The sequence below is a fragment of the Georgenia deserti genome (assembly GCF_042680605.1).
Taxonomy (GTDB): Bacteria; Actinomycetota; Actinomycetes; order Actinomycetales; family Actinomycetaceae; genus Allobogoriella; species Allobogoriella deserti.
On sequence record NZ_JBHUEE010000001.1, the window covers coordinates 177,761 to 202,999 of the forward strand.

Below are 25,239 nucleotides of genomic sequence, written 5' to 3' on the forward strand. Positions count from 1 at the left end.
AGGGCAGTGAGGCGACCCGATCTGCGTCGCTGGCGGGTCCTGCTCGCCCTGCACACGCGTCTGGGCGGGCGCCGCGTCCGTGAAGGCTTCGTCCCGATCCTCACCGCGGCTGTTGCCGCCTCCGTCGCGTACTTCATCTCACGGCACCTGCTGGGCCACGAGGTGCCGATGTTCGCCCCGATCGCCGCCTGGGTCTGCCTCGGGTTCAGTCCTGACCGGCAACTGCGGCGCGTCGCCGAGATGGGCGCCGGCGTCACCCTCGGCGTCGGGCTGGGCGAGCTCCTGGTCTCCCTCCTCGGGGTCGGACCGGTGCAGATCTTCGTGGTGCTGGCTCTGGCCGCGCTGGTGGCCCGGTTCCTCGACCGCGGGCAGCTGTTCACCACGCAGGCCGGCGTCCAGTCGGTCGTCATCGTCGCCATGCCGCCCGCCATGATCACCGACGGTGCCATCGGCCGGTGGTCCGACGCCCTCATCGGCGCGGCGCTCGCGCTCCTCGTCGCAGCCGTCTTCCCCGGCGACATCACCCGCCGTCCACGGCGGCTCATCGGGGCCATGGTGGGGGAGCTCGCCGGCTCGCTCGGCACGCTCGCGCAGGCGTTGCGTCGCGGCGACGCCGACCTCGCCGAGGACGCCCTCGCCCAGCTGCGGGGCACGCAGAGCGCGCTGGACGCGCTCGATGCGGCGGTCCGCAGCGCCCAGGAGGTGGTGACCGTCAACCCCGCGTTGCGCAGCTCGCGCGGGACGGTCGCCGAACTGTCCCGGATCGCGACTCTGGTCGACCGTGCGGTCCGCAACGCTCGCGTCATCGCGCGCCGGTCCGTGGCCGCCGTCGCCGAAGGTGGTGCGAAGTCACCGGAGATCGCAGAAGAGGTGGACACCGTGGCGGTCGCCCTGCACGCCCTCGGTGGTGCACTCGCGGCCGGTGACCCGCCGCACCACGCGCGGGCGACGCTGGTACGGGTGGCGGCCTCCCTGGTCCCTGTCGCGCACGCGGGGGAGGGTTGGCGCAAGCAGACACTGGTCTCGCTGCTGCGCTCGCTCGTGGTGGACGCCCTGCAGATGACCGGCATGTCCAGCCGGGAGGCGATGAGCCAGATGCCGGAGGACTGAACGCGGTGGCGCCGACGCGCCCGTTAGGCTCGTGTTGTGCTCGGCCTCCTCCAGACGTACCTCTTCGTCGCGCTCGCCCTCGCCCTGTTCGCCGTCGAGGCGTGGGCGCTGATCGACCTGCTGCGGCGCCCGAGCGTGGCGTTCACGGCCGCCGGCAAGCGCACCAAGACGTTCTGGGGGCTGATCGTGGGCGCGGCCGCCGTCGTCGGGCTCATCGCCATCCCGCCGCCGCTGGGCCTCGGCCTGCTGGGCGGCGGCTTCCTCATGTTCGTCGCGGTCGTGCCCGCCGGGATCTATCTCGCCGACGTGCGGCCGGCGATCGAGCCCTACAGCCGCCGCCGGGGCCCGCGTGGCGGGAGCGGCGGCTGGTGAGGGCCGTCCTTCAGCGGGTCACCCGCGCCTCGGTCACGGTCGACGGCGAGGTGGTCGGTGCCATCGACCGGCCGGGCCTCGTTGCCCTGGTCGGCGTCACGCACGACGACGGCCCGGAGCAGGTGGCCACCATGGCCCGCAAGATCGCCGAGCTGCGCATTCTGCGGGGCGAGCGGTCCGCGGTCGAAGAGTCGGCGCCGGTGCTCGTGATCTCGCAGTTCACCCTGTACGGCGAGACTCGAAAGGGTCGGCGGCCCACCTGGCACAAGGCCGCGTCCGGGGCGGCGGCCGAACCCCTGGTCGACGCCGTCGCGACGGCGCTGCGGGAGAAGGGGCTCGAGGTCGCCACCGGGAGGTTCGGTGCGGAGATGGCCGTCGACCTCGTGGGCGACGGCCCGGTCACGCTCGTCATCGACGTGTGAACCACCACGCCACCCACGCGACCGTCGCCCGCCGGCCCCGCTCCCGCCCGCCAACCCCCAACCCCGCGACTCGTCACTCGTGTGCCGACTCGTCATCGATGTGCCGACTCGTCATCGATGTGCCGACTCGTCGATCGTGTGCATCGCGAGGCGCCGGTCGGTGAGCCCCTCCACAGCGCGTGTGCACACAGGGCGCGGGTGAGGGCAGGATCGGCGCATGCGGATCGAAGCGGTCGTCGGAGACATCACACGCGAACGGGTCGACGCCATCGTCAATGCGGCGAACTCCTCCCTCATGGGCGGTGGGGGCGTCGACGGCGCCATCCATCGGGCCGCGGGGCCGGGCCTGCTCGAGGAGTGCATGGAGCTGCGCCGGACCGAGCTGCCCGACGGCCTCCCGGTCGGCCAGGCGGTCCCGACCGCCGGCCACGACCTGCCGGCGCGCTGGGTCATTCACACGGTCGGCCCGAACGCCCGCCGTGGCGAGACCGACCCGGCTTTGCTGGCGTCCTGCTTCACGTCGTCGTTGGACGTCGCCGGTGACGTCGGCGCGGCCGAGGTCGCCCTCCCGGCGGTCAGTGCCGGCGTCTTCGGCTGGGCGATGGAGGACGTCGCCCGCATCGCGGTCGAGGCCGTGAAGAACTGGAAGCCGCAGCAGGCCGGCACGCCGGTCGAGCTCGTGCGGTTCGTCGTCGTGGACGAGGCGGCCCTGGCGGCGTTCCGGCGGGAGATCTGACCTGGCAGCGCCCGACACGCTCAGGCCTCGTCGGGGCTGGGCCCGTCGAGACTCTCGATCGGTCGGCTCACGATCACTCGTCCGGCCGGAAGATCTCCTCGATGCGGCGGTCGAAGGTCGCAGCGATCCGGAACGCCAAGGGGAGCGAGGGGTCGAAGCGGCCGCGCTCGATGGAGATCACCGTCTGCCGCGAGACGCCGAGATGTTCCGCCAGGTGGGCCTGTGACCATCCGCGTTCGCTGCGCAGCGCGGCCAGATCGTTGTCCATCAGGACTCCCGGCGCGAGATCACGACGTAGCGCACGACGACATCGACCATGGCGAGCACCACGACGGCGGTCAGAGTGGCGAGGCCGCTGATCTCGACGCCGCTGACCGCAACGGCGGTCAGCGCGAGTCCGCAGGCGGTCAGCACATCCGTGAAGCCGCCGCTCAGGGCGCGGTCCAACCACTGCCGCTCAACGCTCTCCTCGGCGTGCGGCTCCGGAGTGACCGTGTGGCGGGAGACGAGTACAAGCCAGGACAGCGCCAGGAGCGGAGGGAACGTGAAGATGCCGAGGCCTACGCCCGTGAGGACCCCGTCCTGCTCACGCAGGAATGCGGCGAGTGCGCCGAGACCGCCCGCCAGCACCAGCGCGGAGGCGATGGCCATCGCGTAGGAGTGGAGTGGTGCTCGCCGCCGCGTGCCGTGCTGGTCGGTGTGGGCCGTCCTGTTCATCATCGCGTCCTCGGTGTTAAGTGACTTTGACATCGACGAGCGAATCACCACCGGAACGCCAGTGTCAAGTGAGCTTTACTTGGCCGGCGCCATCGCCTCCGGTTCACGCCGGTGGCGAACACGGGCAGATCCCGCCGCCCGGCGCCGTTAGCCTTGACGAACGCCGCCCAGACCGGCTGCTGCCGCGGTAGCCGCCGGGCGGGAAGCCAGTGAGGAGTGCAGATGTTCGAACGATTTACCGACCGTGCCCGTCGCGTGGTCGTCCTCGCCCAGGAGGAGGCGAGGATGCTCAACCACAACTACATCGGCACCGAGCACATCCTCCTCGGCCTGATCCACGAGGGTGAGGGCGTCGCCGCCAAGGCGCTCGAGGCCCTCGACATCTCGCTCGAGGCTGTACGTGTCCAGGTGACCGAGATCATCGGCGAGGGACAGCAGTCCCCGTCGGGTCACATCCCCTTCACGCCGCGCGCCAAGAAGGTCCTCGAGCTGTCGCTGCGCGAGGCCCTGCAGCTCGGCCATAACTACATCGGGACCGAGCACATCCTCCTCGGCCTGATCCGGGAGGGCGAGGGCGTCGCCGCCCAGGTCCTGACCAAGCTCGGCGCAGACCTCAACCGTGTGCGCCAGCAGGTCATGCAGCTGCTGTCCGGCTACCAGGGCAAGGAACCCGCAACGTCCGGCGGCCCCGCCGAGGGGCAGCCGTCCGGGTCCGCCGTCCTGGACCAGTTCGGCCGCAACCTGACCCAGGCTGCCCGTGACGGCAAGCTCGACCCGGTCATCGGGCGAAAGCTCGAGGTCGAGCGTGTCATGCAGGTGCTGTCCCGGCGCACCAAGAACAACCCCGTCCTCATCGGTGAGCCCGGCGTCGGCAAGACCGCCGTCGTCGAGGGTCTCGCCCAGGACATCGTGCGCGGCGATGTGCCCGAGACCCTCAAGGACAAGCAGCTCTACACCCTGGACCTCGGGTCGCTGGTCGCCGGCTCCCGCTACCGCGGTGACTTCGAGGAGCGCCTCAAGAAGGTCCTCAAGGAGATCCGCACCCGCGGCGACATCATCCTGTTCATCGACGAGATCCACACGCTCGTCGGCGCAGGAGCAGCCGAGGGAGCGATAGACGCCGCGAGCATCCTCAAGCCGATGCTGGCCCGTGGTGAGCTGCAGACCATCGGTGCCACCACGCTCGAGGAGTACCGCAAGCACATCGAGAAGGACGCTGCGCTGGAGCGCCGGTTCCAGCCCATCCAGGTGGCCGAGCCTTCGCTGCCGCACACCATCGAGATCCTCAAGGGTCTGCGTGACCGTTACGAGGCACACCACCGTGTCTCGATCAACGACGAGGCCCTCGTGGCAGCCGCGAACCTGGCCGACCGGTACATCTCTGACCGGTACCTGCCGGACAAGGCGATCGACCTCATCGACGAGGCGGGCGCGCGCCTGCGCATCCGCCGCATGACGGCTCCGCCAGAGCTGCGTGAACTCGACGACCAGATCGCCGAGGTCCGCCGCGAGAAGGAGTCGGCCATCGACGACCAGGACTTCGAGCGCGCCGCGCGTCTGCGTGACGACGAGAAGAACCTCGGCGAGCGCCGACTCGAGCGGGAGAAGGCCTGGAAGAGCGGTGACCTCGACGCCATCTCCGAGGTGGACGAGGAGCTGATCGCCGAGGTGCTGGCGATGTCCACCGGCATTCCGGTCTTCAAGCTCACCGAGGAGGAGTCCTCCAAGCTCCTGCACATGGAGGAGGAGCTGCACAAGCGGATCGTCGGCCAGGAGCAGGCCGTCAAGGCGCTGTCCCAGGCGATCCGGCGCACGCGCGCGGGCCTGAAGGACCCCAAGCGCCCCGGCGGCTCCTTCATCTTCGCCGGCCCCACCGGCGTCGGGAAGACCGAGCTCGCCAAGGCGCTCGCCGAGTTCCTGTTCGGGGACGAGGACGCGCTCATCCAGCTCGACATGTCGGAGTTCTCCGAGAAGCACACCGTCTCGCGGCTGTTCGGTTCGCCCCCGGGCTACGTCGGCTACGAGGAGGGTGGCCAGCTCACCGAGAAGGTGCGCCGCCGTCCGTTCTCCGTGGTGCTGTTCGACGAGGTGGAGAAGGCCCACCCGGACATCTTCAACTCGTTGCTGCAGATCCTCGAGGACGGTCGCCTCACCGACTCCCAGGGTCGGATGGTGGACTTCAAGAACACCGTCATCATCATGACCACCAACCTCGGTACCCGGGACATCGCCAAGGGGCTGCTCACCGGCTTCCAGGCACAGGGCGAGCTGTCCAACAGCTACGACCGGATGAAGACGAAGGTCAACGAGGAGCTCAAGGTGCAGTTCCGGCCGGAGTTCCTCAACCGCGTCGACGACGTCATCGTCTTCCCGCAGCTGTCCGAGGCCGAGATCATCGAGATCGTCGACATGATGATCGCGCGGCTGGACGAGCGGCTGCGGGACCAGGACATGACGATCGAGCTGACCCCGGCCGCCAAGGAGCTCCTGGCCGAGCGCGGGTACGACCCGGTGCTCGGGGCCCGGCCGCTGCGTCGCGCCATCCAGCGTGAGATCGAGGACGTGCTGAGCGAGAAGATCCTGTTCGGCGACGTCAAGGCAGGCCAGAAGGTCGTGGTCGACGCCGAGGGGGAGGGACTGCTCGGACAGTTCACCTTCACCGGCGTGGACGTCGACGAGATCGCCAAGCCCGAACCGGTGGGCGTCGGGGCGTCCGGCACCACGGTCGAGCAGCGTGACCTGCCGACCGCACCTCCGGCCGGCGGCGCCGGCGGCGGCGGGCAGCTCCAGCCGGGCGGCTGATCGGGCGCCCGAGCGGCACATCGAGACGACGGCGGAGGCGAGTGATCGCCTCCGCCGTCGTTGTCTCTACCCCGCCATTGGTCTCTGTCCTGCCGAGAGCGGACGATCACGCCGAAAGCGGATGTTTGAACGTCCGCTCACGGCATAGATGTCCGCTCTCGGCGGGTGGGGTCAGGCGGCGGTGGTGACCTCGAGCGACGCCGAGTCCTCGGCCCGAGCGCGGTAGCGGCGGACGAAAGCCCGGAGAACCTCGTGCGACGCGCTGACGTCGGCGGCCGAGACCCTGGCGACGACGTCGTCGATCTGCTCGGCCGGGAAGTAGCCGGCAGTCCGGTACGCCTGGATCCGGGTGACGATCGCCGCCTGGTCCATCTCCGGGTGGAACTGGGTGACGTACTGGTGGTGGCCGAGCCGGAACATCTGGACCGGGCAGGTGTCCGAGGCCGCCAGCAGCGTCGCCCCGGCCGGCAGCACGGTGCACGCCTCCTTGTGCCCGACGTAGGCGGGGAAGCGGGCAGGCAGCTCGTGCAGCAGCGGGTCCCGACGCCCGGCGTCGGTCACCCGGACCTCGACGGCGGAGGTCTGTTCCGCGTAGGTGCCGTCGACGACCCCGCCGGCGCGCCGGCCGAGCGTCCCGACCCCGTAGCACAGCCCGAGGAACGGGATGTCCCGCCTCCGGATCTCATCCAACAGACCGCCGAGCTCCGCCTCGACCCGGCGCTGGCCCGCACTCTTGAGATCCTCCGGTGTAGAGGCCGTGAACGGACTGCCCCCGAGGATGACGCCCGCGTAGTCGTCCAGGTCCAGCGGCGTGAACGGCCCGGCCTCCATCCGCACCCGCGTCAACTCTGACGGGCGCAGGCCGCCGAGGCGGAGCAGCGACGCGTACTCGTCGTCCGCCGCGAGGTCCTCGCCGCGGGAGGCGAGCAGCAGAAACGGCTTGGGCATGAGGTGAGTCAAGCCGATCCCGGCTGCCCCACGCGCACCACCACCGCGCAGATCTCACATCCTGGTCCGGCCCGCCTGCCCGCCCGTCCGTGCGGACACGCCCCCGGAGTGCGGGCGCGACCACCGGTGCCTAGCGTCGAGACCGTCAGCGACCGGCAACGGTCGGACCGCAGCAAAGGAGGTCGACATGGGTATCGAGGACAAGGCACGTAACGCCGCCGAGGAGGCCAAGGGCAAGCTCAAGGAGGCCACCGGCAAGGCGAAGGACGACGAGGGGCTCGAGGCCGAGGGCAAGGCCGACCAGGCCGGCGCGAACGTCAAGCAGGCCGGCGAGAACGTCAAGGACGCCTTCAAGTAGAGCGATCCCTGACACGTGCACGGCCTCGCGGAATCCCCGCGGGGCCGCTTACATGTCCGGCCTGCGTTCGCTGTCGCGTACCCGACCCGCCGGAACGCACCGATCGTCATGTCGCCGTTAGGCTCGTCGGGTGATCTCGCACGACGTCCGGGTCCATCCCTCCAGTGCCCACCTGCCCCGCGAGGAACAGCTCGCCTGGAAGATCGCGCAGGTGGCCGCCGATCCTGTCGAGGTCGAGCCCGACGTCACCGAGATGGTGATCAACCGGATCATCGACAACGTCGCCGTCGCGACCGCCTCGCTGCTCCGCGAGCCGCCCGCGGCCGCCCGCGCCCAAGCTCTCGCGCACCCGTACCGGCCCGGCAGCACGGTCGTCGGCGTCGTCGCCGATCAGCGGGTGAGCCCGGAGTGGGCGGCGTGGGCCAACGGCGTGGCCGTGCGCGAGCTCGACTTCCACGACACGTTCCTCGCCGCCGAGTACTCCCATCCCGGCGACAACATCCCGCCGATCCTCGCCGTCGCCCAGCATGTCGCTGCGGACGCGGGCCGCCGCGTCGACGGTGGCCGGCTCGACGGCCGCCGCCTCGTCAGAGCCATCGCCACCGGGTACGAGATTCAGGTGGACCTGGTCCGGGCGATCAGCCTGCACCGGCACAAGATCGACCACGTGGCCCACCTCGGTCCCTCGGCGGCCGCGGGCCTGGGGACGCTCCTCGGGCTCGACGCGGAGACCATCGTCCACGCCGTCGGGCAGGCCCTGCACACGACGACCGCGACCCGGCAGTCCCGCAAGGGCGAGATCTCCACGTGGAAGGCCTACGCCCCGGCCTTCGCCGGCAAGGTGGCGGTCGAGGCCGTGGACCGGGCGATGCGGGGACAAACCTCGCCCACCCCGATCTACGAGGGCGAGGACGGTGTCATCGCCTGGCTGCTCGACGGCCCGGAGGCCGCCTACCAGGTGGCGTTGCCCGGCCCCGGCGAGCCCAAGCGCGCGATCCTCGAGACCTACACGAAGGAACACTCCGCGGAGTACCAGTCCCAGGCCCTCATCGACCTGGCGCGCCGTCTGCACCGCGAGCGCCCGGAGCTGACCGATCCCGAGCGGGTCGAGTCGATCGTCATCCACACCAGCCACCACACGCACGACGTCATCGGTTCCGGCGCGAACGACCCGCAGAAGTACGACCCAGCAGCCTCTCGCGAGACGCTCGACCACTCCATCCCGTACATCGTGGCGGTCGCCCTGCAGGACGGGCGTTGGCACCACGTGGACTCCTACACGCCGGAACGGGCGGCGCGGCCCGACACCGTGGCGCTGTGGCGGAAGATCACGACGGCGGAGGACCCGGAGTGGACGCGCCGGTACCACTCCACCGACCCCGCGGAGAAGGCGTACGGCGGGAGGATGGAGATCACGCTCACGGACGGCAGCCGCGTGGTCGAGGAGATCGCGGTCGCGGACGCCCACCCGCTCGGCGCCCGTCCCTTCGCCCGTGAACAGTACGTGGAGAAGTTCCGGACCTTGGCCGAGGGGGTCCTGGACGACGCCGAGACCGTCCGGTTCCTCGACCTCGTCCAACGCCTTCCCGACCTCGGCGCGGACGAACTCGGCGAGCTGACCGTGGTGGCCCCGCCCCGCCTGCTCGAGAGCGTGACGGTTCCGCGAGGGATCTTCTGATGCTCTACGCCGGCACCTCACCGAGCCAGAAGCGCGCGGACCTGCGCCGGCGCCTGGCCGGCGGAGACCTGCTCCGCTTCCCCGGCGCGTTCAACCCCCTCTCGGCCCGGCTCATCCAGGACAAGGGGTTCGAGGGCGTCTACATCTCCGGTGCCGTGCTCTCCGCGGATCTCGGCCTGCCGGACATCGGCCTCACGACGGCGACCGAGGTCGCCGGCCGGAGCGCGCAGATCGCCCGGATGACCGACCTGCCGGCGCTCGTCGACGCGGACACCGGCTTCGGTGAGCCGATGAACGTGGCGCGGACGGTGCAGACCCTCGAGGACGCCGGAGTCGCCGGCCTGCACATCGAGGACCAGGTCAACCCGAAACGCTGCGGGCACCTCGACGGCAAGCAGGTGGTCGACGCCGCCACCGCGCTCCGGCGCGTCCGGGCCGCGGCGGATGCCCGACGGGACGAGAACCTGCTGATCATGGCCCGCACCGACATCCGGGCGGTCGACGGGTTGCCGGCCGCCGTGGACCGGGCCAAGGCCTTCGTCGATGCGGGCGCGGACGCCATCTTCCCCGAGGCGATGGCCGACCTGTCCGAGTTCGAAGCGGTGGCCGCCGCCGTCGATGTGCCGGTCCTGGCCAACATGACCGAGTTCGGCAAGTCGGACCTGTTCACGACGGAGCAGCTGATCTCGGCCGGTGTCCGGATCGTCATCTACCCCGTCTCCCTGCTCCGGGTCGCCATGGGCGCCGCGGAGCGGGCGCTCGACACCTTGTCGGCGGAAGGTTCCCTGCGTTCGGAGGTACCCGCGATGCAGCACCGCTCCCGCCTGTACGAACTCGTCGACTACGCCGGGTACAACACGTTCGACACCGGGATCTTCACCTACGAACCCTGAGCACCACCCTGCCGAGACGAGCACGGACCATCCCTGCCGCGAAGGAGCGAGACATGAGCGAGACCGCCCCCGAGATCCGCAAAGGCCTGGCCGGCGTCGTCGCCGACACGACGGCGATCAGCAAGGTCAACCCGGAGACCAACTCGCTGCTCTACCGGGGCTATCCCGTCCAGGAGCTCGCCGAACGGTGCTCCTTCGAGGAGGTGGCCTGGCTGCTGTGGCACGGCGAGCTGCCGACCTCGGACCAACTCGCCGGACTCCGCGAGTCCGAGCGGGCCGGCCGCGAGCTCACGCCCGAGCTGCGCGAGGTCATCGACCGGATCCCGACGACGGCGCATCCGATGGACGTCCTGCGCACCGCGGTCTCGCTCGTCGGTGCCCAGGACCCGCACGCGGACGAGGCCACCGAGGAAGCGAGCCTGACCAAGGCGGTCCGGCTACTCGCCCAGGTCCCCGCCGTCGTCGCCTACGACCAGCGGCGCCGCCGCGGCCAGGACCTCGTGCCACCGGACCCGGAGCTCGGGTACGCGGAGAACTTCCTGCACATGACGTTCGGTCAGGTGCCCGAGCCCGTGGTGGTCGACGCCTTCCGCGTCTCGCTCATCCTGTACGCCGAGCACTCGTTCAACGCCTCGACGTTCACCGCCCGCGTCATCACCTCGACGATGGCCGACCTCTACTCCGCCGTCGTCGGCGCGATCGGTGCGCTGAAGGGGCCGCTGCACGGCGGTGCGAACGAGGCGGTCATGCACGTCTTCGAGGAGATCGGCTCGGCGGAGAACGCGGAGGCCTGGCTCGAGGATGCGCTGGCCAGCAAGCGGAAGATCATGGGCTTCGGCCACCGCGTGTACAAGACGGGCGACTCGCGCGTGCCGACGATGAAGGCGGCCCTGGACCGGCTGGTCGAGCACTACGACCGGCCCGACCTGCTCGAGCTCTACACCCGTCTCGAGGCCGCGATGGGTGAACGGAAGAACATCCTGCCGAACCTGGACTACCCGTCCGGCCCGGCCTACCACCTCATGGGCTTCGACACCGCCACCTTCACCCCGCTGTTCGTGGCCTCGCGGGTGGTGGGGTGGACGGCGCACGTCATGGAGCAGGCGGCGGACAACGCCCTGATCCGGCCGCTGAGTGAGTACGACGGTCCGGACGAACGCCACCTGACCTGACCCCGCGCGGGGCGGCGAGCGGTCCCGCATGACACCTGTCATGCGGGACCGATGACCGCGAGCGATACTGCTGCGGCCGGTCGGGCGGGAGTGTGGCCTCATGGTCACCACAGAGCAGGACACCGCCGCCGTCGAGCTGCGGGACGTCACCAAACAGTTCCGCCCCCGGAGCGGACAGCCGGTCACCGCCGTCGACGGGCTCGACCTGCGGATCGGCCGCGGCGAGATCGTCGCCGTCCTCGGGCCGAACGGCGCCGGCAAGACCACCACACTCGACATGGTCCTCGGGCTCACTGACCCCACCGGCGGTCACCTGCGCGTCCACGGCACGGGGCCACGCAGCGCGGTCGCCGCCGGCCGGGTCTCGGCCGTGCTGCAGACCGGCGGCCTGCTGCGCGATCTCTCCGTGCGCGAGACGGTCCGGCTGGTCGCCTCGACCTTCCCGCAACCGGCCCCGGTCGACGACGTCCTGCGCCAGGCCGGGCTGCAGGCCTTAGCCAGCCGCAGGGTCTCCAAGTGCTCCGGCGGGGAACAGCAACGGCTCCGGTTCGCCCTCGCCCTGCTCCCGGATCCGGACCTGCTCGTCCTCGACGAACCGACGGCCGGGATGGACGTCACCGCCCGCCGCGAGTTCTGGGACACGATGCGCAAGGACGCGCGGAACGGGCGCACGGTCGTCTTCGCCACCCACTACCTGGACGAGGCCGACGCGTTCGCCGAGCGCATCGTCATGATGGCGCACGGGCACATCGTCGCCGACGGAACCACCTCCGAGATCCGCAACCGGGTCTCCGGCCGCCGCGTCGCGGCCGACCTGCCCGACTCCGGCGCTGACGACGCGCTCCGCAGGCTCCCGCACGTCCAGCACCTCCGGCGCGAGCGCGACCGCGTGACAATCCACACCACCGACTCCGACGCCGTCGCCCGCGTCCTGCTCTCCGATCTGGGCGCCCGCGATGTGGAGATCACCTCCCGCTCACTCGACGACGCCTTCGCGGCGCTCACCGAGGACCGACACGGCCGCGCGCCCGCCGATACCGACAAGGCCGACCAGCTCATCGAGGAGACCGCACGATGAACCTCACCTACGCCGCCATCGAGCTGCGACGCGTCGCCCGGGACTACGTCAGCATGTTCTTCGTCGCCGTCCTGCCCGCCTTCATGTACCTCATCTTCGGGGTCTCGATGGACTACGGAGACCAGGCGGTCGGCAACGGCAACGCCGCGCTCTACACGATGATCGCGATGGCCGCCTTCGGAGCGGTCACCGCGACCACGGGGATCGGCGGGATGGCCGCCGTCGAACGCATGCAGGGGTGGGGGCGACAGCTCGGGCTCACCCCCATGTCCGACCGTGAGTACGTGACCATCAAGGCCTTCGTCGCCTTCCTCATCGCGCTGGTGCCCGTGGCGCTCATCTACCTGCTCGGTTCGGTCACGGGCGCCGAGGGCTCGGCCGCCGCCTGGTTGCTGAGCGGCCTCGTCGTCATCGGCGGCGCCGCCGTGTTCGCGCTGTACGGCCTGGCGGCCGGGCTGCTGTTCCGCACCGAGGCCGCCATCGGCGCCGCCAGCGGCTCCCTGGTGATCCTCGCCTTCCTCGGATCGGTGTTCTTCCCGCTCTCCGGCGGCATGCTCACCCTCGCCAAGTTCACCCCGCTCTACGGTTACGTCGCCCTGGCGCGCTACCCGCTCACCGAGGGGGAGATCGTCAGCACCACGGGCGCGGCGGCCGGGACCGACCCGCTCTGGATCCCGCTGGCCAACCTGCTCGCATGGGGCACCGTGTTCGGTGCCGGCGCCGTCCTCCTCGTCCGGCGGGGCCGCGGGCGACAATGAGCCCACCATGAGTGAGGACCCCGACCGCCAACAGCCGGACGTGCCCGCCGAGGTACCCGCGCTCGGGTTCGAGCGCCGCGAACCACCTCCGCCGTGGGCACGGTTCGCGTGGATCATGGGCGTGGTCTGGCTCGTCTTCCTCGCCTTTCCCATCGTCGAGGTGGTGCAGTCCGGCCGCCCCGTGCCGTGGCGGGTGGCCGGGGTCGCCGCGATCGTCGCGTTCGCGGCGACGTACGTGTACGGGTTCCGGCGGCTGTACCAGCTCGAGCCGGGCGCCGAGGCGCGCCGGTTCTCCTTCACCGTCCTCGCGGGCCTGAGCGCCCTGGCGATCCTCTCCGGGCTGCTCATCGGCCCGAGCGCCACCGGCACGACGACGTTCCTGCTCGCCTTCACGATGTTCAGCCAGCCGCTGCGCCGCGCGTTCGTCATGGTGCTCGGCTGGCTCGGCGTCACCGTGGCGATCATCGTGGTCGGGGACGCCTCACAACTGTGGTTCTTCCTCGTCATCAACCTCGGCGTCGCTTTCCTCACCGGGGTCATCCGGTGGATCGACGAGCAGCAGGGCGAGCACGAGCGGCTCCAGCGCGAGCTGGACATCGTCGGCGAACGCGAGCGGGTGGCCCGGGACGTCCACGACGTCGTCGGCCACAGCCTCACGGTGGTGACGATGAAGGCCGAACTCGCCGAACGTCTCGTCGACGCCGACCCGGCCGCCGCCAAGGCGGAGCTCGCCGAGCTGCGTGCGGTGACGCGAGAGTCGCTGGCCGAGATCCGTGCGACGGTCGCTGGGCTGCGTGTCGCGCGGCTCGGCGACGAGCTGGCGGCCGCCCGGTCCGCTCTCGACGACGCCGGCATCGCCGCCGACATGCCGGACGGGCCGGACGTCGTCGACCCCCGTCACCGGCTGGTCCTCGCCTGGGTACTGCGTGAGGCCGTCACCAACGTGGTGCGGCACTCCCAGGCCGCCACCTGTGCGGTCCGGCTCGGTCCCGGCCGCCTCGAGGTCACCGACGACGGCGTCGGCCTGGGCGGCTCGCGTGAGTCGACCGGACTGTGCGGCATCCGGGAGCGGGTCGCGGCCGCCGGCGGCCGGCTCATCCTGGACACGGCCGACGGCGCACCGGCGAGTCGTCCGGGCCGCCCGGGCACCCGACTGGAGGTCCTCCTGTGACGATCAGACTTCTCCTCGCCGACGACCAGGCGCTGGTCCGCGGCGCGCTCGCCGCCCTGCTGCGTCTCGAACCCGATCTCGAGGTCGTCGCGGATGTGGGCTCCGGCGACGAGGTGCTCGAGGCCGCCCGGGTCTCCGGCGCGGACGTGTGCCTGCTGGACATCGAGATGCCGGGCCTGGACGGCATCGAGGTCGCGGGACAACTGACACGCGAACTGCCGGGCACGCGGTCGATCATGGTCACCACGTTCGGACGGCCCGGCTATCTGCGGCGTGCTCTGGAGTCCGGTGCCAGCGGGTTCGTCGTCAAGGACACCCCGGCGGGCGAGCTCGCCGAGGCGGTGCGCAAGGTCCATGCCGGCCTGCGGGTGGTGGATCCTGCCCTCGCCACCGAGTCTCTGGCCGGTGGCGCCAATCCGCTCACCGACCGCGAGCGCGAGGTGCTGCGCGAATGCCTGGACGGCGCGCCCGTCGCCGACGTCGCCGCACGGGTCCACCTCTCACCCGGGACGGTGCGCAACTACCTCTCCTCGGCGATCGGCAAGACCGCCACCTCGAACCGGGTCGAAGCGGCCCGCGCCGCGCAGCGCAACGGCTGGCTATGAGACCGGCGGCCGCCAGCCGAGCAGCTCGTGGAGGAACGCCGACGCCGCCAGGAGCGCGCGTGACCGGCGGATGATCGCCATATCGCGGCTTGTCAGCGCCTCGTCCAACTCGTCATGACGAGAAGTGCGCGGCAGCCGGTCCATGAGCTCGCGGGGTCATGGCGGGATAAAGAACCCAGCGCGTCCCTATTCCTTTTCCGGGGCGATTCTGCTTGGGTGAGCGGGCGAAGGGGGGCCGTCGACGGCCCAGCAACGACGCTCGAAGGGGCTATCGATGTCGCACCGCACGTCCGTCCGCACCTGGCTCGGGGCCGCCGCCGCAGGATCGGCGATGCTGCTCGTCGGAGTTCCGTCCGCCGGCGCCGATCAACGCGAGACGCCGGCCGAGCACGAGGTCGCCGCGGCCGACGCTGCGGCGGCCGAGGCCTACTGGACGCCGGAGCGCATGCGTGCCGCGGCGCCTGCCGACGTCCCGGCCGCGGAGCGTGCCGCCGCCCCCTCGCCGGTCGCCTCCGGGACGCCACGCGCCATCCCGGGCCACGGGCCGCAGGCCGGCCGCGACCGAGGTGATCAGGGCAGCGGCAACGGTCAGGGCCACGGCCAGGTCCAGGGCGGTGGTCACGGCAACGGGCCGGACCGCGCGAGTGCCGAGGCGCCGGTGCCGCACATCGGCAAGGTGTTCTTCACCCTCGGCGGCCAGGACTACGTCTGCTCCGGCAACGCCGTCGTCTCCGGCAACGAGTCGACCGTGGCCACCGCCGGTCACTGCGTCAACGAAGGCCCGGGCGAGTTCGCCACCCGCTGGATCTTCGTCCCCGCCTACGACAACGGCAACGCCCCTTACGGTGAGTGGGCCGCGACGTCACTGCTGGCGCCGTCGGCCTGGACCGACCAGGGCGACATCTCCCACGACACCGGCTTCGCCGTCGTCGACTCGGAGGAGGGAAGCACCCTGACGGACACCGTCGGCGCCTCCGGCGTGGCCTTCAACCAGCCGACCGGGGAGTTCTACACCGCCTACGGATACCCCGCCGCCAGCCCGTACGACGGGCAGTCCCTGGTCTCCTGCGCCGGCCAGGCCGGCCCGGACCCGTACGGCCAGTCCGACTCCCAGGGCATCGAGTGCGACATGACCGGCGGCTCCTCGGGCGGGCCGTGGTTCCTCGGCACCGACAGCTCCGGCATGCAGAACTCGGTGAACAGCTTCGGCTACACCGACGTCCCGGGCACGATGTTCGGGCCGTACTGGGGTTCGGCCATCGAGGAGACCTACCTCACCGCGCAGGAGTGAGCGCGTGAACGGCGTCGAGCGGCAGGACCTGGAGGACGACCCGGACGACCAGCGGGCGCACTTCGACGCCGCGACCCGGGACGCCGCCGTGCCGCGCAGGCTCGAGCGCCCCGGCTGGGAGGCGGGCGGCGAGAGTCCTGAGGACGACGAGGCGGAAGCGAGTTCCGCGCCTTCCTGATGGTGAGAAGCCGCCGCGCCTCGTCGGCCGGGATGCGACACTGCGGCGAGTGAGCACTGCGACCATCCGTGACGTCGTCGCCGAGTTGCGTGCCGCCGTCGACGGGGAGGTCGACGCCTCCGACCGGCGACGCGCGGAGTACAGCACGGACGCCTCCAACTATCGCGTCGTGCCGCAGGTCGTCGTCGCGCCGCGGGACGTCGACGACGCGCTCGCCGCGCTGGACGTGTCCCGGCGCACCGGCGTCCCAGTCACCGCGCGCGGTGCCGGCACCTCGGTCGCCGGGAACGCTGTCGGCACCGGGATGGTCCTGGACTTCTCCCGGCACATGAACCGGGTGCTCGACCTCGATCCGCAGGCGCGGACCGCCGTGGTCCAGCCCGGCGTGGTGATGTCCGACCTGCAGGCCGTGGCGAAGCCGCACGGGCTGCGCTTCGGGCCCGATCCCTCCACCCAGAACCGCGCCACCCTCGGCGGGATGATCGGCAACAACGCGTGCGGGCCGCACGCCGTCGCCTACGGGCGCACCGCCGACAACACCCGCGAGCTCGACGTCGTCGACGGCACCGGGCGGCGGCTCACCGCAGGCGCGGGTTCCCTCGACGCGGTGCCCGGCCTCACGGAGCTGGTGCATTCCGAGCTCGCCACCATCCGCACCGCGCTGGGACGGTTCAAGCGCCAGGTCTCCGGCTACTCCCTCGAGCACCTGCTGCCCGAGCACGGCAACGATCTGGCCAAGATGCTCGTCGGCAGCGAAGGCACCCTCGTCACCGTGCTCGGGGCCGCGGTCGACCTGGTGCCGGTGCCCGCCGCGCCGGTGGTCGTGGCGCTCGGCTACCCCGACATGCCCTCGGCCGCCGACGCTGTCCCTGCTCTCCTCGAGCACGAGCCCCTCGCGGTCGAGGGCATCGACGCCCGGCTCGTGGACGTCGTCCGCCGCCACAAGGGCGACGCCGCCGTGCCGGACCTGCCGGACGGCGCGGGGTGGCTGCTCGTCGAGGTCGGCGCCCGTGAGGGCGAGAACGAGGACGACGTGCTTGCCCGGGCGCGTGCACTGGCCGCCGCGGGCGGCACGGGGGCCGCCGCCGTGGTTCCGGCCGGGGCTCAGGCGGACGCACTCTGGCGGATCCGCGCCGACGGTGCGGGCCTGGGCGGACGGACACCGTCCGGTGTGCCGGCCTGGCCCGGCTGGGAGGACGCCGCCGTCCCGCCGGAGCGGCTCGGCGACTACCTGCGCGACTTCGAGGCGCTGATGGCCGACGGCAGCATCGACGGCCTGCTCTATGGACACTTCGGCGACGGGTGCATCCACGTGCGCCTCGACCTGCCGCTGGCGACCCCGGAGGGCGTGGGGCCCTCGCGCGAGTTCCTTGAGGCCGCCGCGGACCTCGTCGCCTCCTACGGCGGTTCGTTCTCCGGCGAGCACGGCGACGGTAGGGCACGCTCCGCCCTGCTGCCGCGGATGTACGCGCCCGAGGTCCTCGACCTCTTCGGCCGGGTCAAGTCGCTGTTCGACCCCGACGGGCACCTCAACCCCGGCGTGCTCGTCGAGCCGCGTCCCATCGAGGCCGATCTACGCCGACCGCATGCGCGGCCCACACTCGCCCGGTCCGGGTTCGCCTTCCTGGAGGACGGCGGCGACCTCACCACCGCCGTCCACCGGTGCACCGGCGTCGGGAAGTGCCGCGCCGACACCTCCGCCGCCGGCGGGTTCATGTGTCCGAGCTACCTGGCCACCAAGGACGAGAAGGACGTCACCCGTGGCCGCGCCCGCGTCCTGCAGGAGCTGGTCCGTGGCGCCGGCTCCGGTGGAGCAGACGGCTCGCTCATCGGATCCTGGGACAGCCCGGCCGTGGCCGAGTCCCTCGACCTGTGCCTGTCCTGCAAGGCCTGCGGCACCGACTGCCCCACCGGCACGGACGTCGCCACCTACAAGTCCGAGGTACTGCACCGCGCTTACCGCGGCAGACTCCGGCCACGCACGCACTACCTCCTCGGTCAGCTGCCCCGCTGGAGCGGCCTGGTGACGGCGGTCCCCGGACTGGCGCGTGTGACGAACGCGCTCCTGGGGGTGCGCCCGCTGGCACGCCTCGTGCTGGCCGCGGGCGGAATGGACTCCCGGCGGCAGATGGTCTCCTTCGCCGAGGAACGCTTCAGCCGTTGGGCGCGCACGCGCCGGGCCGGCGACGCGTCGCCCCGCTCAGAGCGTGACCGCCGGGTGGTGCTGTGGTCCGATTCCTTCACCGAGACCCTCGACGGCGCCGGTGGACGGGCCGCGGTGACGGTGCTGGAACAGGCCGGCTACGACGTCGTCATCCCCGACCGGTCGGCCTGCTGCGGGCTGACCTGGATCACCACCGGCCAGCTCGACGGTGCCAAGAAGCGGCTGGCCGACCTCCTGGAGGTTCTCGGCCCATACGCTGCCGACGGCGTGCCGATCGTCGGGATCGAGCCGTCCTGCACCGCCGCGCTGCGGTCCGACCTGGTCGAACTGCTACCGGACGACCCCCGGTCACGTGAGGTCGCCCGAGCGGTCCGCACCCTCGCCGAACTGCTCACGGCGCCCGAGCCGACCGGCCCGGGCCAGCGGTGGCAGCCGCCGTCGCTGGAGGGGCTCGAGGTGGTCGCGCAGCCGCACTGCCACCACCACTCCGTCATGGGGTGGGAAGCCGACGCCGCCCTGCTCACCAAGGCCGGTGCGCGCGTGACGCGACTCGCCGGCTGCTGCGGTCTGGCCGGCAACTTCGGCATGGAGCAGGGCCACTACGACACCTCGGTCGCCGTCGCGGAGAACGCCCTGCTGCCCGCGTTGCGGGAAGCAGGCCCGGATACTGTCTACCTCGCGGACGGGTTCTCCTGCCGCACCCAGGCCGAGCACCTCGCCGGACGCCGCGGCGTGCACCTGGCGCAGCTGCTCGCCGGCCAGGTGTAGTCGTCCCTCCCCGGCCGGGCGCGGTCGGTGCGGATCGCCGGGTTGCGTCAGCGCAGCACGTACGTCCGCGTCAGCGCAGCACGTACGTCCGCGCCCAGCGGGCCAGCTCTGCGTGCGCGCGGCGGCGCACCGCGTAGCGGGAGAGCATGACGTCATGGATCGCGCCGTCCAGCCGGACCAGGGTCACCAGTGGCCCGAGCTGCAGTGCGCGACGCCGGATCTGGTCGACGTCGAGCACGGAGTCCACCTCGCGCATCTCGGGGCTCCAGCGCGGGGAGATGATCGACCGGCCGGAGGACATGACCAGGACGGGGCAGGCGATGTCGAGTCCGCCGGCCACCCGGGCGTGCCCCTCGAGGATCGCGGAGAGCCAGCCGGCGCGGATCGGTGCGCCGACGACGCGCCACGCCGGGTTCGGTTCCCAGCCGAGGACGAACGGGTCGTCCTCCTCACCCTCGGGCACGGGTCCGTCGTCATCGGTCCACCCCAGGAGGGTGCGTTGGTAGAAACCGGGGTCCGCCGTCGGGAGCACAGCTTTGGGCTGCAGCCGGCCCAACCGGCCGATCAGCGGCGCGACGCCGCGGAGCAGGAGCGAGCCCTGGAGTTCCAGCCACGGCGCGTTGAGCACCAGCGCCCGCAACGCGCCGGGGTGCCGGTGGGCCCACAGGGCTGCCGTGAGGCCACCGGTCGAGTGCCCCATGAGGACGAGGTCGGTGCCGACGCCCTGCTCGCGCCGGATGACCTTGAGCGCCTCGTGGATGTCCTCGTCGTAGGTGGACAGCGACTCGGTGTACCCGCGGGTCTGGTGCTCGCGCAGCGATCGCCCGTACTTGCGCAGGTCGAGGGCGTAGAAGGCGCCGCCGAGCTGAGACCACCGGCGTGCGACGTCCCGGTGGTAGAAGTAGTCGTTCCAGCCGTGCAGATAGAGCACGGTGAACGTGGTCGAGCTCGGGGTGCCGGGGAAGGCGTCGGGGTCGTCCGCCGGCCGGTGACGCACGAGGGTGGCACCGACCTCGCCCTCGTCGTCGTCCAGCAACGGCAGCGTGCGTGCCTCGAACCCTGCCCCCAGCACGTCCGGTGACCAGAGCCCGGCCGGGGGTGGCGGCGGGAGGTCGACGACGTCCTCGGGGATCACGTCCTGCTCCGGCGCCTCGGCCGCGTCCGGGGTCTTCCTGCGGGGCATGGGCCCATCCTGCCGTGTCCGGACCGGGCGCGCGCCGTGCAGAGAATCGACCACTCGGTACAGAGCCCCCGAGTCGGCACAGAGTTGACGAGTCGGTACAGAGCCCCCGAGTCGGCACAGCGGTGACGAGTGGGCGGCGGGTCAGTCCTGGGGGGAGACCGCCCGGAGGAACCGGCCGAGCAGGGCCGCGACCTGATCGTGCTCGATGAGGAACCCGTCGTGGCCGTAGGGCGAGCGCACCGTGGCGACCGGACCTGCTCCCGGGATCCCGGCGGCGATCCGCTCGGACTCGGCCGGGAAGAACAGCCGGTCAGAGTCCACGGCGATGACCAGCGTCTCGGCCCGGACCTGGCCCAGCGCCGCGTCCACGCCGCCACGGTCCCGGCCGATGTCGTGCGTGATCATCGAGCGGGTCAGGACCGCGTAGCTGCCGGCGTCGAAGCGCTCGGCGAGCTTGGCCGCGTGGTGGTCGAGGTAGGACTGCACCGCGTACCGGCCGCCCGTCAACGGTTCCTCGCCGCCTTGGGGTATTCGGCCGAACCGGGTGTCCAGCTCGACGGGCGAGCGGTACGTGGTGTGCGCGATCTGCCGGGCGATCCCCAGTCCGCGGTTCGGTCCCTCGCCCGGGGCGGCGGCGTAGTAGTCGCCGCCCTTCCAACCCGGGTCGAGCTCGATCGCCGCGAGCTGGGCGTGCCCCCACGCGACCTGCTCGGCCGACGCCTGCGCACAGGTCGCCACCGGTGCGATCGCCTCGACCCGCTCGGGCGCCATGACGGCCCACTCCAGCACCCGGTGACCGCCCATGGACGCGCCGACGACCAGCGCCCAGCGCTCGATCCCGAGCCGGTCGGTCAGCTCCAGCTCGGCGGCCACCTGGTCCCGCGCGGTCACCAGCGGGAACCGAGAGCCCCACGGCGAACCGTCCGGGGCCGCACTGGACGGTCCCGTCGACCCCTGGCAGCCGCCGAGCACGTTCGGGGCGACGACGAAGTACTTCGTGGTGTCGATCGCCCGGCCCGGTCCGACGATCTGCTCCCACCAGCCGGGCTCGTCACCGGGTCCGTGGCCGGCCACGTGCGAGCCGCCGGTCAGGGCGTGCAGCACGAGAACCGCGTTGTCCCCGGCCTCGTTGAGCTCGCCCCACGTCTCGTACGCGAGCCGGACGTTCGGGAGCCGACCACCCGCCTCGAGAGCCAGTGGGCCGATGTCGACGAACTGCCGGTGACCGGGGTCGTCGCCCTCGCGCCACGCCCCGGTCGCCGGCAGGGAGGCCAGGTCGATCACCCGACGGCGGGGGGCCGTGCGGTCCTGTCCTCCCGCCGACGTGCCGACGGCGTTTCGCGGCTGGTTCACGCGGTCGCCTCCGTGGCGGCCTGGCCGGAGGCGGTGAATGCCGCTGCGGCCTCCAGCCCGAGCTCGAGGTCGGCGAGGATGTCCTCGACGTTCTCGATCCCGACGGCGAGCCGGACCAGGCCTTCGCTCACGCCGGCCGCCTTCAGACCCGCAGCGTCGAGCTGGGAGTGCGTGGTCGAGGCAGGGTGGATGACCAGGGATCGCACGTCACCGATGTTGGCGACGTTGGAGTGCAGCTTGAGCGCGTCGACGAACGCGAGCCCGGCGGCGTAGCCGCCCGCCAGTTCGAAGGCGAGCACGGCGCCGGCGCCCTTCGGCGTGTAGCGCCGGCCACGCTCGTACCACGGCGAGGATGGCAGTCCGGCGTAGGCCACCGACGTGACCTGCTCCTGCGCCTCGAGGAACTCGGCCACCCGCTGCGCGTTGGCCACGTGTCGCTCGATCCGCAGCGACAGCGTCTCCAGACCCTGCGCGACGAGAAAGGCGTTGAACGGCGACACCGCCGGACCCAGGTCGCGCAGGAGCTGGACGCGCGCCTTGAGCACGAACGCCGGAGCCCCGAGGTCCTTGTAGACCAGGCCGTGGTAGCTCGGGTCAGGGGTGTTGTAGTTCGGGAACCGGTCGGGGTCCGCCGACCAGTCGAAACTCCCGCCGTCGACGATGACGCCGGCGATCGCCGTCCCGTGACCCCCGAGGTACTTGGTCGCCGAGTGCACGACGATGTCCGCGCCGTGCTCGAGCGGCCGGACGAGGTACGGAGTTGCCACGGTGTTGTCGACGACGAGTGGCACACCGGCCTCGTGGGCGACGCCCGCGACGGCCTCGATGTCGAGGACGGAGCCCTTGGGGTTGGCGATCGACTCGGCGAAGAACAGCTTGGTGTTCGGCCGGACCGCGGCGCGCCAGGCCTCCGGGTCATCCGGGTCGGTGACGAACGTCGTCGTCACGCCGTACTTCTTCAGCGTGTGCTCGAGCAGGTTGTACGTGCCGCCGTACAGGTGCGGGCTGGCGACGACGTGGTCACCGGCCTCGGCGATGTTGAGGATCGTCAGCGTCTCGGCAGCCTGTCCGGAGGCGAGCAGCAGGGCGCCGACACCGCCCTCGAGGTCGGCGATGCGGTTCTCCACCGCCTCCTGGGTGGGGTTGGTGATGCGGGTATAGATGGGGCCCAGCTCGGCCAGCGCGAAGCGGTCGGCCGCCTGCTTGGCGTCGTCGAAGACGAACGACGTCGTCTGGTAGATCGGCAGGGCACGGGCGCCGGTCTCGCTGTCGGGACTCTGCCCGGCGTGGATCTGGCGGGTCTCGAAGGCCCAGTTCTCGGTGGTGGTCTGCTCGCTCATGGTGGCTCCTGAAGTGTGGTGACGGTCGGGGAGCGGGCCGACGACCAGCGGCTCCTTCCGTGCCGTGACCGCGGCCCGCGTCGGGCCGGCGAAACGTGCACGTCTGCTCGCCCCGCACCCGGTCGGACCGGCCGTGGCCGAGCGTCCAGGTGCTTCAGGGCATGCCGAACGTGCGCGTCAGCGGCACATTCGGCGAAGGAACATGCCGGTGAAGCTACCCGCTGTCCGCGCGACGCGGCAGTCCCTCGCGGAAAGTCTCGGATTGCGAGATGCGATGTCCGCCACCGCCGATCATCGGTGGTCGCAAAGGCAACGCTGTGTGACTGTTGTGAACAGTGTGAATGACGGTGCTGGTGTTCACACTGAGGCGAAAGTCCGCTACGGTGCGCGAGGACGCCCGACGACGGCGTCAAGCAGACACGCCGTTCCGTTGCCGGGCGGCGCCGGACGAGGGAGGCCACGTGGCGGCTGAGCAGCGAGCAGGCCGGACGCGCGTCGTGCGCGCGGTGGCGGCATCTGCCGCGGTAGTGCTGGGTGGCACGCTGATACCCACGGCCGCGACCGCTGCGCCGAGCGAGGACGAGATCGCCTCTTCGCGTGAGGCGGAGCGCACGACGTCGCAGCAGATCGCCGAGCTCGAGGTCCAGCTCGCCTCCGTCGCCGCGCAGGCCGAGGAGGCCAGCATCCGCGCTCAGGTCGCCAACGAGGCGTACCTGCGGGCGCAGACCGCGCTCGACGAGGCGGTCGAGGTCGCCGAAGAGGCGCAGGCTGAGGCCGACGCCGCGGCCGAGGAGGTCGACCGGGCCCGGACTGAGCTCGGGCAGATCGGTGCCGCGCTCTACCGCGACGGCTCCGCGAGCCTGTCCGGCGTCGCGCCGTACCTCTCGTCCCAGTCGTTCTCCGAGGCCATGGCACGCCAGGAGACCCTGGACCGATTGGGTCGGCGGACCGACGAGCAGGTCCAGCACTTCGCGGCGCTGCAGCAGGTTCACGGCACGCTGCAAGAGCGGGCCGACGAGGCGGTCGCCGAGCAGGAAGCCGCGACCGAGCGGCTCGCCGAGTCCGCCGACGAGGCCGAGGCGGCCGCACGTGCCGCCGAGACCCAGGTCGCGCTGTCCGCCGACCGTCGCGAACAGCTCATCGCCCAGCTCGCCGAACAGCGCCAGACGACGGCGCAGCTCGAGCGCGAGCGCCAGGAGGCGCTCGAAGCCGAACGGCGCGAGCGAGAGGAGGCGGCCGCTCGCGAAGAGGCCCTGGCGGCCGCTGCCGCGGCCGAGGACGACAGTGACGAGCAGGAGGCTGCGCAGGAGCCGGCCGAGGACTCGCCGTCGGAGGAGGCGTCGGAGGAGTCCGGTCAGGACGCCCCGGACGAGCCCTCGGATGAGGAGTCGAGCCGTGGAACCGGCGGTAGCTCGGGTGGGAACTCCTCGGGCGGTAGCTCGGGTGGGAACTCCTCGGGCGGTAGCTCCTCCGGTGGCTCGGGCGGCAGTTCCGACGGCGGTAGCTCAGGTGGCAGCTCCTCCGGGGGTTCCTCGAGCGGTGGTTCGTCCGGAGGTTCGTCCTCCGGTGGCAGCTCGTCGGGTGGCAGCTCGTCCGGTGGCTCGGGCGGTAGTTCCGACGGCGGTAGCTCAGGTGGCAGCTCCTCCGGGGGTTCCTCGAGCGGTGGTTCGTCCGGAGGTTCGTCCTCCGGTGGCAGCTCCTCCGGCGGTGGCTCCTCGAGTGGTGGTTCGCCCGCGCCGGAGCAGTCCCCGCCCCCGGCCAACACCTCGATCGCGCAGACCGCGATCGCCTGGGCCCGTTCGCAGATCGGCACCCCTTACGTCTACGGCGCCGCCGGACCGTACGGCTACGACTGCTCGGGACTGACGATGCGGGCCTTCCAGCAAGCCGGCGTCTCGCTGCCGCGCAACAGCCGCGACCAGTACTACGCCACCACCCAGGTCCCGCTCAGCCAGGCCCGTCCCGGAGACCTCGTCTTCTGGAGCAGCAACGGCTCGGCCTCGGGCATCTATCACGTCGGCATCTACACCGGGAACGGCATGCGCCTGCACGCGCCGAGCCCGGGCAAGACGGTCGAAGAGGTGCCGATGTGGCACGGCAACATCCTTCCGTACGTCGGCCGGGTGGGCTGAGCCGAGGACG

The 25,239-nt window shown here is 71.6% G+C and carries 23 protein-coding genes; 17 read left to right on the top strand and 6 right to left on the bottom strand.

The genetic code is table 11. The annotated features are described in order from the left end of the window. The first annotated feature begins 6 nt into the window (after positions 1 to 6). The 4 genes from ACFSE6_RS00890 to ACFSE6_RS00905 all read left to right on the top strand — a co-directional run bounded on the left by ACFSE6_RS00890 (position 7) and on the right by ACFSE6_RS00905 (position 2,640). Positions 7 to 1,110, top strand: coding sequence for an FUSC family protein (locus ACFSE6_RS00890; RefSeq protein WP_388001820.1), 1,104 nt, complete (start codon positions 7 to 9; stop codon positions 1,108 to 1,110). Between the two features lie 36 nt (positions 1,111 to 1,146). After that, positions 1,147 to 1,482 carry a DUF2516 family protein gene (locus ACFSE6_RS00895; protein WP_388001821.1) on the top strand — a complete coding sequence of 112 codons (336 nt, stop codon included), beginning with the start codon at positions 1,147 to 1,149 and terminating at the stop codon, positions 1,480 to 1,482. Continuing rightward, positions 1,479 to 1,904 carry a D-aminoacyl-tRNA deacylase gene (gene dtd, locus ACFSE6_RS00900; RefSeq protein WP_388001822.1) on the top strand — a complete coding sequence of 142 codons (426 nt, stop codon included), beginning with the start codon at positions 1,479 to 1,481 and terminating at the stop codon, positions 1,902 to 1,904. Before ACFSE6_RS00895 ends, dtd begins: the two co-directional genes overlap by 4 nt. Before the next feature lie 217 nt (positions 1,905 to 2,121). Next, on the top strand, positions 2,122 to 2,640 hold the full coding sequence (locus ACFSE6_RS00905) for an O-acetyl-ADP-ribose deacetylase (protein WP_388001823.1): 519 nt from the start codon (positions 2,122 to 2,124) through the stop codon (positions 2,638 to 2,640). 73 nt (positions 2,641 to 2,713) lie between these two features. Here ACFSE6_RS00905 and ACFSE6_RS00910 read toward each other — a convergent pair whose 3' ends face one another. Beyond that, entirely contained in the window at positions 2,714 to 2,908 is a 195-nt protein-coding gene (locus tag ACFSE6_RS00910) for a helix-turn-helix transcriptional regulator (RefSeq protein WP_388001824.1), read from the bottom strand. Further along, positions 2,908 to 3,357: a hypothetical protein gene (locus ACFSE6_RS00915; RefSeq protein WP_388001825.1), complete on the bottom strand. Its 450-nt coding sequence runs from the start codon at positions 3,355 to 3,357 to the stop codon at positions 2,908 to 2,910. The genes ACFSE6_RS00910 and ACFSE6_RS00915 overlap by 1 nt, the downstream gene beginning before the upstream one ends. Before the next feature lie 222 nt (positions 3,358 to 3,579). Here ACFSE6_RS00915 and ACFSE6_RS00920 point away from each other — a divergent pair, with 222 nt between their 5' ends. Beyond that, positions 3,580 to 6,159, top strand: a complete 2,580-nt coding sequence (locus ACFSE6_RS00920; RefSeq protein ID WP_388001826.1) for an ATP-dependent Clp protease ATP-binding subunit — start codon at positions 3,580 to 3,582, stop codon at positions 6,157 to 6,159. A gap of 171 nt (positions 6,160 to 6,330) precedes the next feature. Here the strand turns inward: ACFSE6_RS00920 and ACFSE6_RS00925 are convergent, their stop codons facing one another. Further along, positions 6,331 to 7,107, bottom strand: coding sequence for a glutamine amidotransferase (locus ACFSE6_RS00925; protein ID WP_388001827.1), 777 nt, complete (start codon positions 7,105 to 7,107; stop codon positions 6,331 to 6,333). A gap of 187 nt (positions 7,108 to 7,294) precedes the next feature. On the opposite strand from ACFSE6_RS00925, the gene ACFSE6_RS00930 reads away from it, so the two are divergent. The 11 genes from ACFSE6_RS00930 to ACFSE6_RS00980 all read left to right on the top strand — a co-directional run bounded on the left by ACFSE6_RS00930 (position 7,295) and on the right by ACFSE6_RS00980 (position 19,221). Beyond that, entirely contained in the window at positions 7,295 to 7,465 is a 171-nt protein-coding gene (locus ACFSE6_RS00930; protein ID WP_388001828.1) for a CsbD family protein, read from the top strand. 130 nt (positions 7,466 to 7,595) lie between these two features. Then, positions 7,596 to 9,143 carry an MmgE/PrpD family protein gene (locus ACFSE6_RS00935; protein ID WP_388001829.1) on the top strand — a complete coding sequence of 516 codons (1,548 nt, stop codon included), beginning with the start codon at positions 7,596 to 7,598 and terminating at the stop codon, positions 9,141 to 9,143. After that, complete coding sequence (gene prpB / locus ACFSE6_RS00940; RefSeq protein WP_388001830.1) at positions 9,143 to 10,036, top strand: methylisocitrate lyase; 894 nt, start codon at positions 9,143 to 9,145, stop codon at positions 10,034 to 10,036. The genes ACFSE6_RS00935 and prpB overlap by 1 nt, the downstream gene beginning before the upstream one ends. 53 nt (positions 10,037 to 10,089) lie before the next feature. Next, positions 10,090 to 11,208 (top strand): bifunctional 2-methylcitrate synthase/citrate synthase, encoded by a 1,119-nt coding sequence (locus ACFSE6_RS00945; RefSeq protein ID WP_388001831.1) that lies wholly within the window; start codon positions 10,090 to 10,092, stop codon positions 11,206 to 11,208. A 100-nt stretch (positions 11,209 to 11,308) separates the two neighbouring features. Further along, positions 11,309 to 12,286, top strand: coding sequence for an ABC transporter ATP-binding protein (locus ACFSE6_RS00950; protein ID WP_388001832.1), 978 nt, complete (start codon positions 11,309 to 11,311; stop codon positions 12,284 to 12,286). After that, positions 12,283 to 13,044 carry an ABC transporter permease gene (locus tag ACFSE6_RS00955; RefSeq protein WP_388001833.1) on the top strand — a complete coding sequence of 254 codons (762 nt, stop codon included), beginning with the start codon at positions 12,283 to 12,285 and terminating at the stop codon, positions 13,042 to 13,044. Before ACFSE6_RS00950 ends, ACFSE6_RS00955 begins: the two co-directional genes overlap by 4 nt. A 7-nt stretch (positions 13,045 to 13,051) precedes the next feature. After that, a complete protein-coding gene (locus ACFSE6_RS00960; RefSeq protein WP_388001834.1) occupies positions 13,052 to 14,215 on the top strand; it encodes a sensor histidine kinase in 1,164 nt (387 codons plus the stop codon). After that, on the top strand, positions 14,212 to 14,820 hold the full coding sequence (locus ACFSE6_RS00965; RefSeq protein ID WP_388001835.1) for a response regulator transcription factor: 609 nt from the start codon (positions 14,212 to 14,214) through the stop codon (positions 14,818 to 14,820). The genes ACFSE6_RS00960 and ACFSE6_RS00965 overlap by 4 nt, the downstream gene beginning before the upstream one ends. Positions 14,821 to 15,094: 274 nt before the next feature. Next, positions 15,095 to 16,111, top strand: a complete 1,017-nt coding sequence (locus ACFSE6_RS00970) for a trypsin-like serine peptidase (RefSeq protein ID WP_388001836.1) — start codon at positions 15,095 to 15,097, stop codon at positions 16,109 to 16,111. 4 nt (positions 16,112 to 16,115) lie between these two features. Then, the gene (locus ACFSE6_RS00975; protein WP_388001837.1) at positions 16,116 to 16,289 is read left to right on the top strand and encodes a hypothetical protein; all 174 of its coding nucleotides are present in this window, start codon (positions 16,116 to 16,118) and stop codon (positions 16,287 to 16,289) included. 49 nt (positions 16,290 to 16,338) lie between these two features. After that, positions 16,339 to 19,221, top strand: coding sequence for an FAD-binding and (Fe-S)-binding domain-containing protein (locus ACFSE6_RS00980; protein ID WP_388001838.1), 2,883 nt, complete (start codon positions 16,339 to 16,341; stop codon positions 19,219 to 19,221). 70 nt (positions 19,222 to 19,291) lie between these two features. On the opposite strand, the gene ACFSE6_RS00985 is transcribed toward ACFSE6_RS00980, so the two are convergent. The 3 genes from ACFSE6_RS00985 to ACFSE6_RS00995 form a co-directional block, all read right to left on the bottom strand. Beyond that, positions 19,292 to 20,404, bottom strand: a complete 1,113-nt coding sequence (locus tag ACFSE6_RS00985) for an alpha/beta hydrolase (protein WP_388001839.1) — start codon at positions 20,402 to 20,404, stop codon at positions 19,292 to 19,294. Positions 20,405 to 20,545: 141 nt separating this feature from the next. After that, positions 20,546 to 21,757 (bottom strand): homoserine O-acetyltransferase MetX, encoded by a 1,212-nt coding sequence (gene metX, locus ACFSE6_RS00990; RefSeq protein ID WP_388001840.1) that lies wholly within the window; start codon positions 21,755 to 21,757, stop codon positions 20,546 to 20,548. After that, positions 21,754 to 23,097, bottom strand: coding sequence for a bifunctional o-acetylhomoserine/o-acetylserine sulfhydrylase (locus ACFSE6_RS00995; protein ID WP_388001841.1), 1,344 nt, complete (start codon positions 23,095 to 23,097; stop codon positions 21,754 to 21,756). The genes metX and ACFSE6_RS00995 overlap by 4 nt, the downstream gene beginning before the upstream one ends. 461 nt (positions 23,098 to 23,558) lie before the next feature. Between ACFSE6_RS00995 and ACFSE6_RS01000 the strand changes: the two genes are divergently transcribed. Continuing rightward, positions 23,559 to 25,229 (top strand): C40 family peptidase, encoded by a 1,671-nt coding sequence (locus ACFSE6_RS01000; protein ID WP_388001842.1) that lies wholly within the window; start codon positions 23,559 to 23,561, stop codon positions 25,227 to 25,229. Positions 25,230 to 25,239 lie beyond the last annotated feature (10 nt).

Excerpts from the sequence above, each read along its gene's own strand:
- ACFSE6_RS00955 (WP_388001833.1), top strand. The coding sequence starts at position 12,283 with ATGAACCTCACCTACGCCGCCATCGAGCTGCGACGCGTCGCCCGGGAC.
- ACFSE6_RS00950 (WP_388001832.1), top strand. The coding sequence starts at position 11,309 with ATGGTCACCACAGAGCAGGACACCGCCGCCGTCGAGCTGCGGGACGTC.
- ACFSE6_RS00985 (WP_388001839.1), bottom strand. The coding sequence starts at position 20,404 with ATGCCCCGCAGGAAGACCCCGGACGCGGCCGAGGCGCCGGAGCAGGAC.
- ACFSE6_RS00925 (WP_388001827.1), bottom strand. The coding sequence starts at position 7,107 with ATGCCCAAGCCGTTTCTGCTGCTCGCCTCCCGCGGCGAGGACCTCGCG.
- ACFSE6_RS00960 (WP_388001834.1), top strand. The coding sequence starts at position 13,052 with ATGAGTGAGGACCCCGACCGCCAACAGCCGGACGTGCCCGCCGAGGTA.
- ACFSE6_RS00905 (WP_388001823.1), top strand. The coding sequence starts at position 2,122 with ATGCGGATCGAAGCGGTCGTCGGAGACATCACACGCGAACGGGTCGAC.
- ACFSE6_RS00915 (WP_388001825.1), bottom strand. The coding sequence starts at position 3,357 with ATGAACAGGACGGCCCACACCGACCAGCACGGCACGCGGCGGCGAGCA.
- prpB (WP_388001830.1), top strand. The coding sequence starts at position 9,143 with ATGCTCTACGCCGGCACCTCACCGAGCCAGAAGCGCGCGGACCTGCGC.
- ACFSE6_RS00995 (WP_388001841.1), bottom strand. The coding sequence starts at position 23,097 with ATGAGCGAGCAGACCACCACCGAGAACTGGGCCTTCGAGACCCGCCAG.
- ACFSE6_RS00910 (WP_388001824.1), bottom strand. The coding sequence starts at position 2,908 with ATGGACAACGATCTGGCCGCGCTGCGCAGCGAACGCGGATGGTCACAG.
- ACFSE6_RS00945 (WP_388001831.1), top strand. The coding sequence starts at position 10,090 with ATGAGCGAGACCGCCCCCGAGATCCGCAAAGGCCTGGCCGGCGTCGTC.
- ACFSE6_RS00930 (WP_388001828.1), top strand. The coding sequence starts at position 7,295 with ATGGGTATCGAGGACAAGGCACGTAACGCCGCCGAGGAGGCCAAGGGC.
- ACFSE6_RS00970 (WP_388001836.1), top strand. The coding sequence starts at position 15,095 with ATGTCGCACCGCACGTCCGTCCGCACCTGGCTCGGGGCCGCCGCCGCA.
- ACFSE6_RS00920 (WP_388001826.1), top strand. The coding sequence starts at position 3,580 with ATGTTCGAACGATTTACCGACCGTGCCCGTCGCGTGGTCGTCCTCGCC.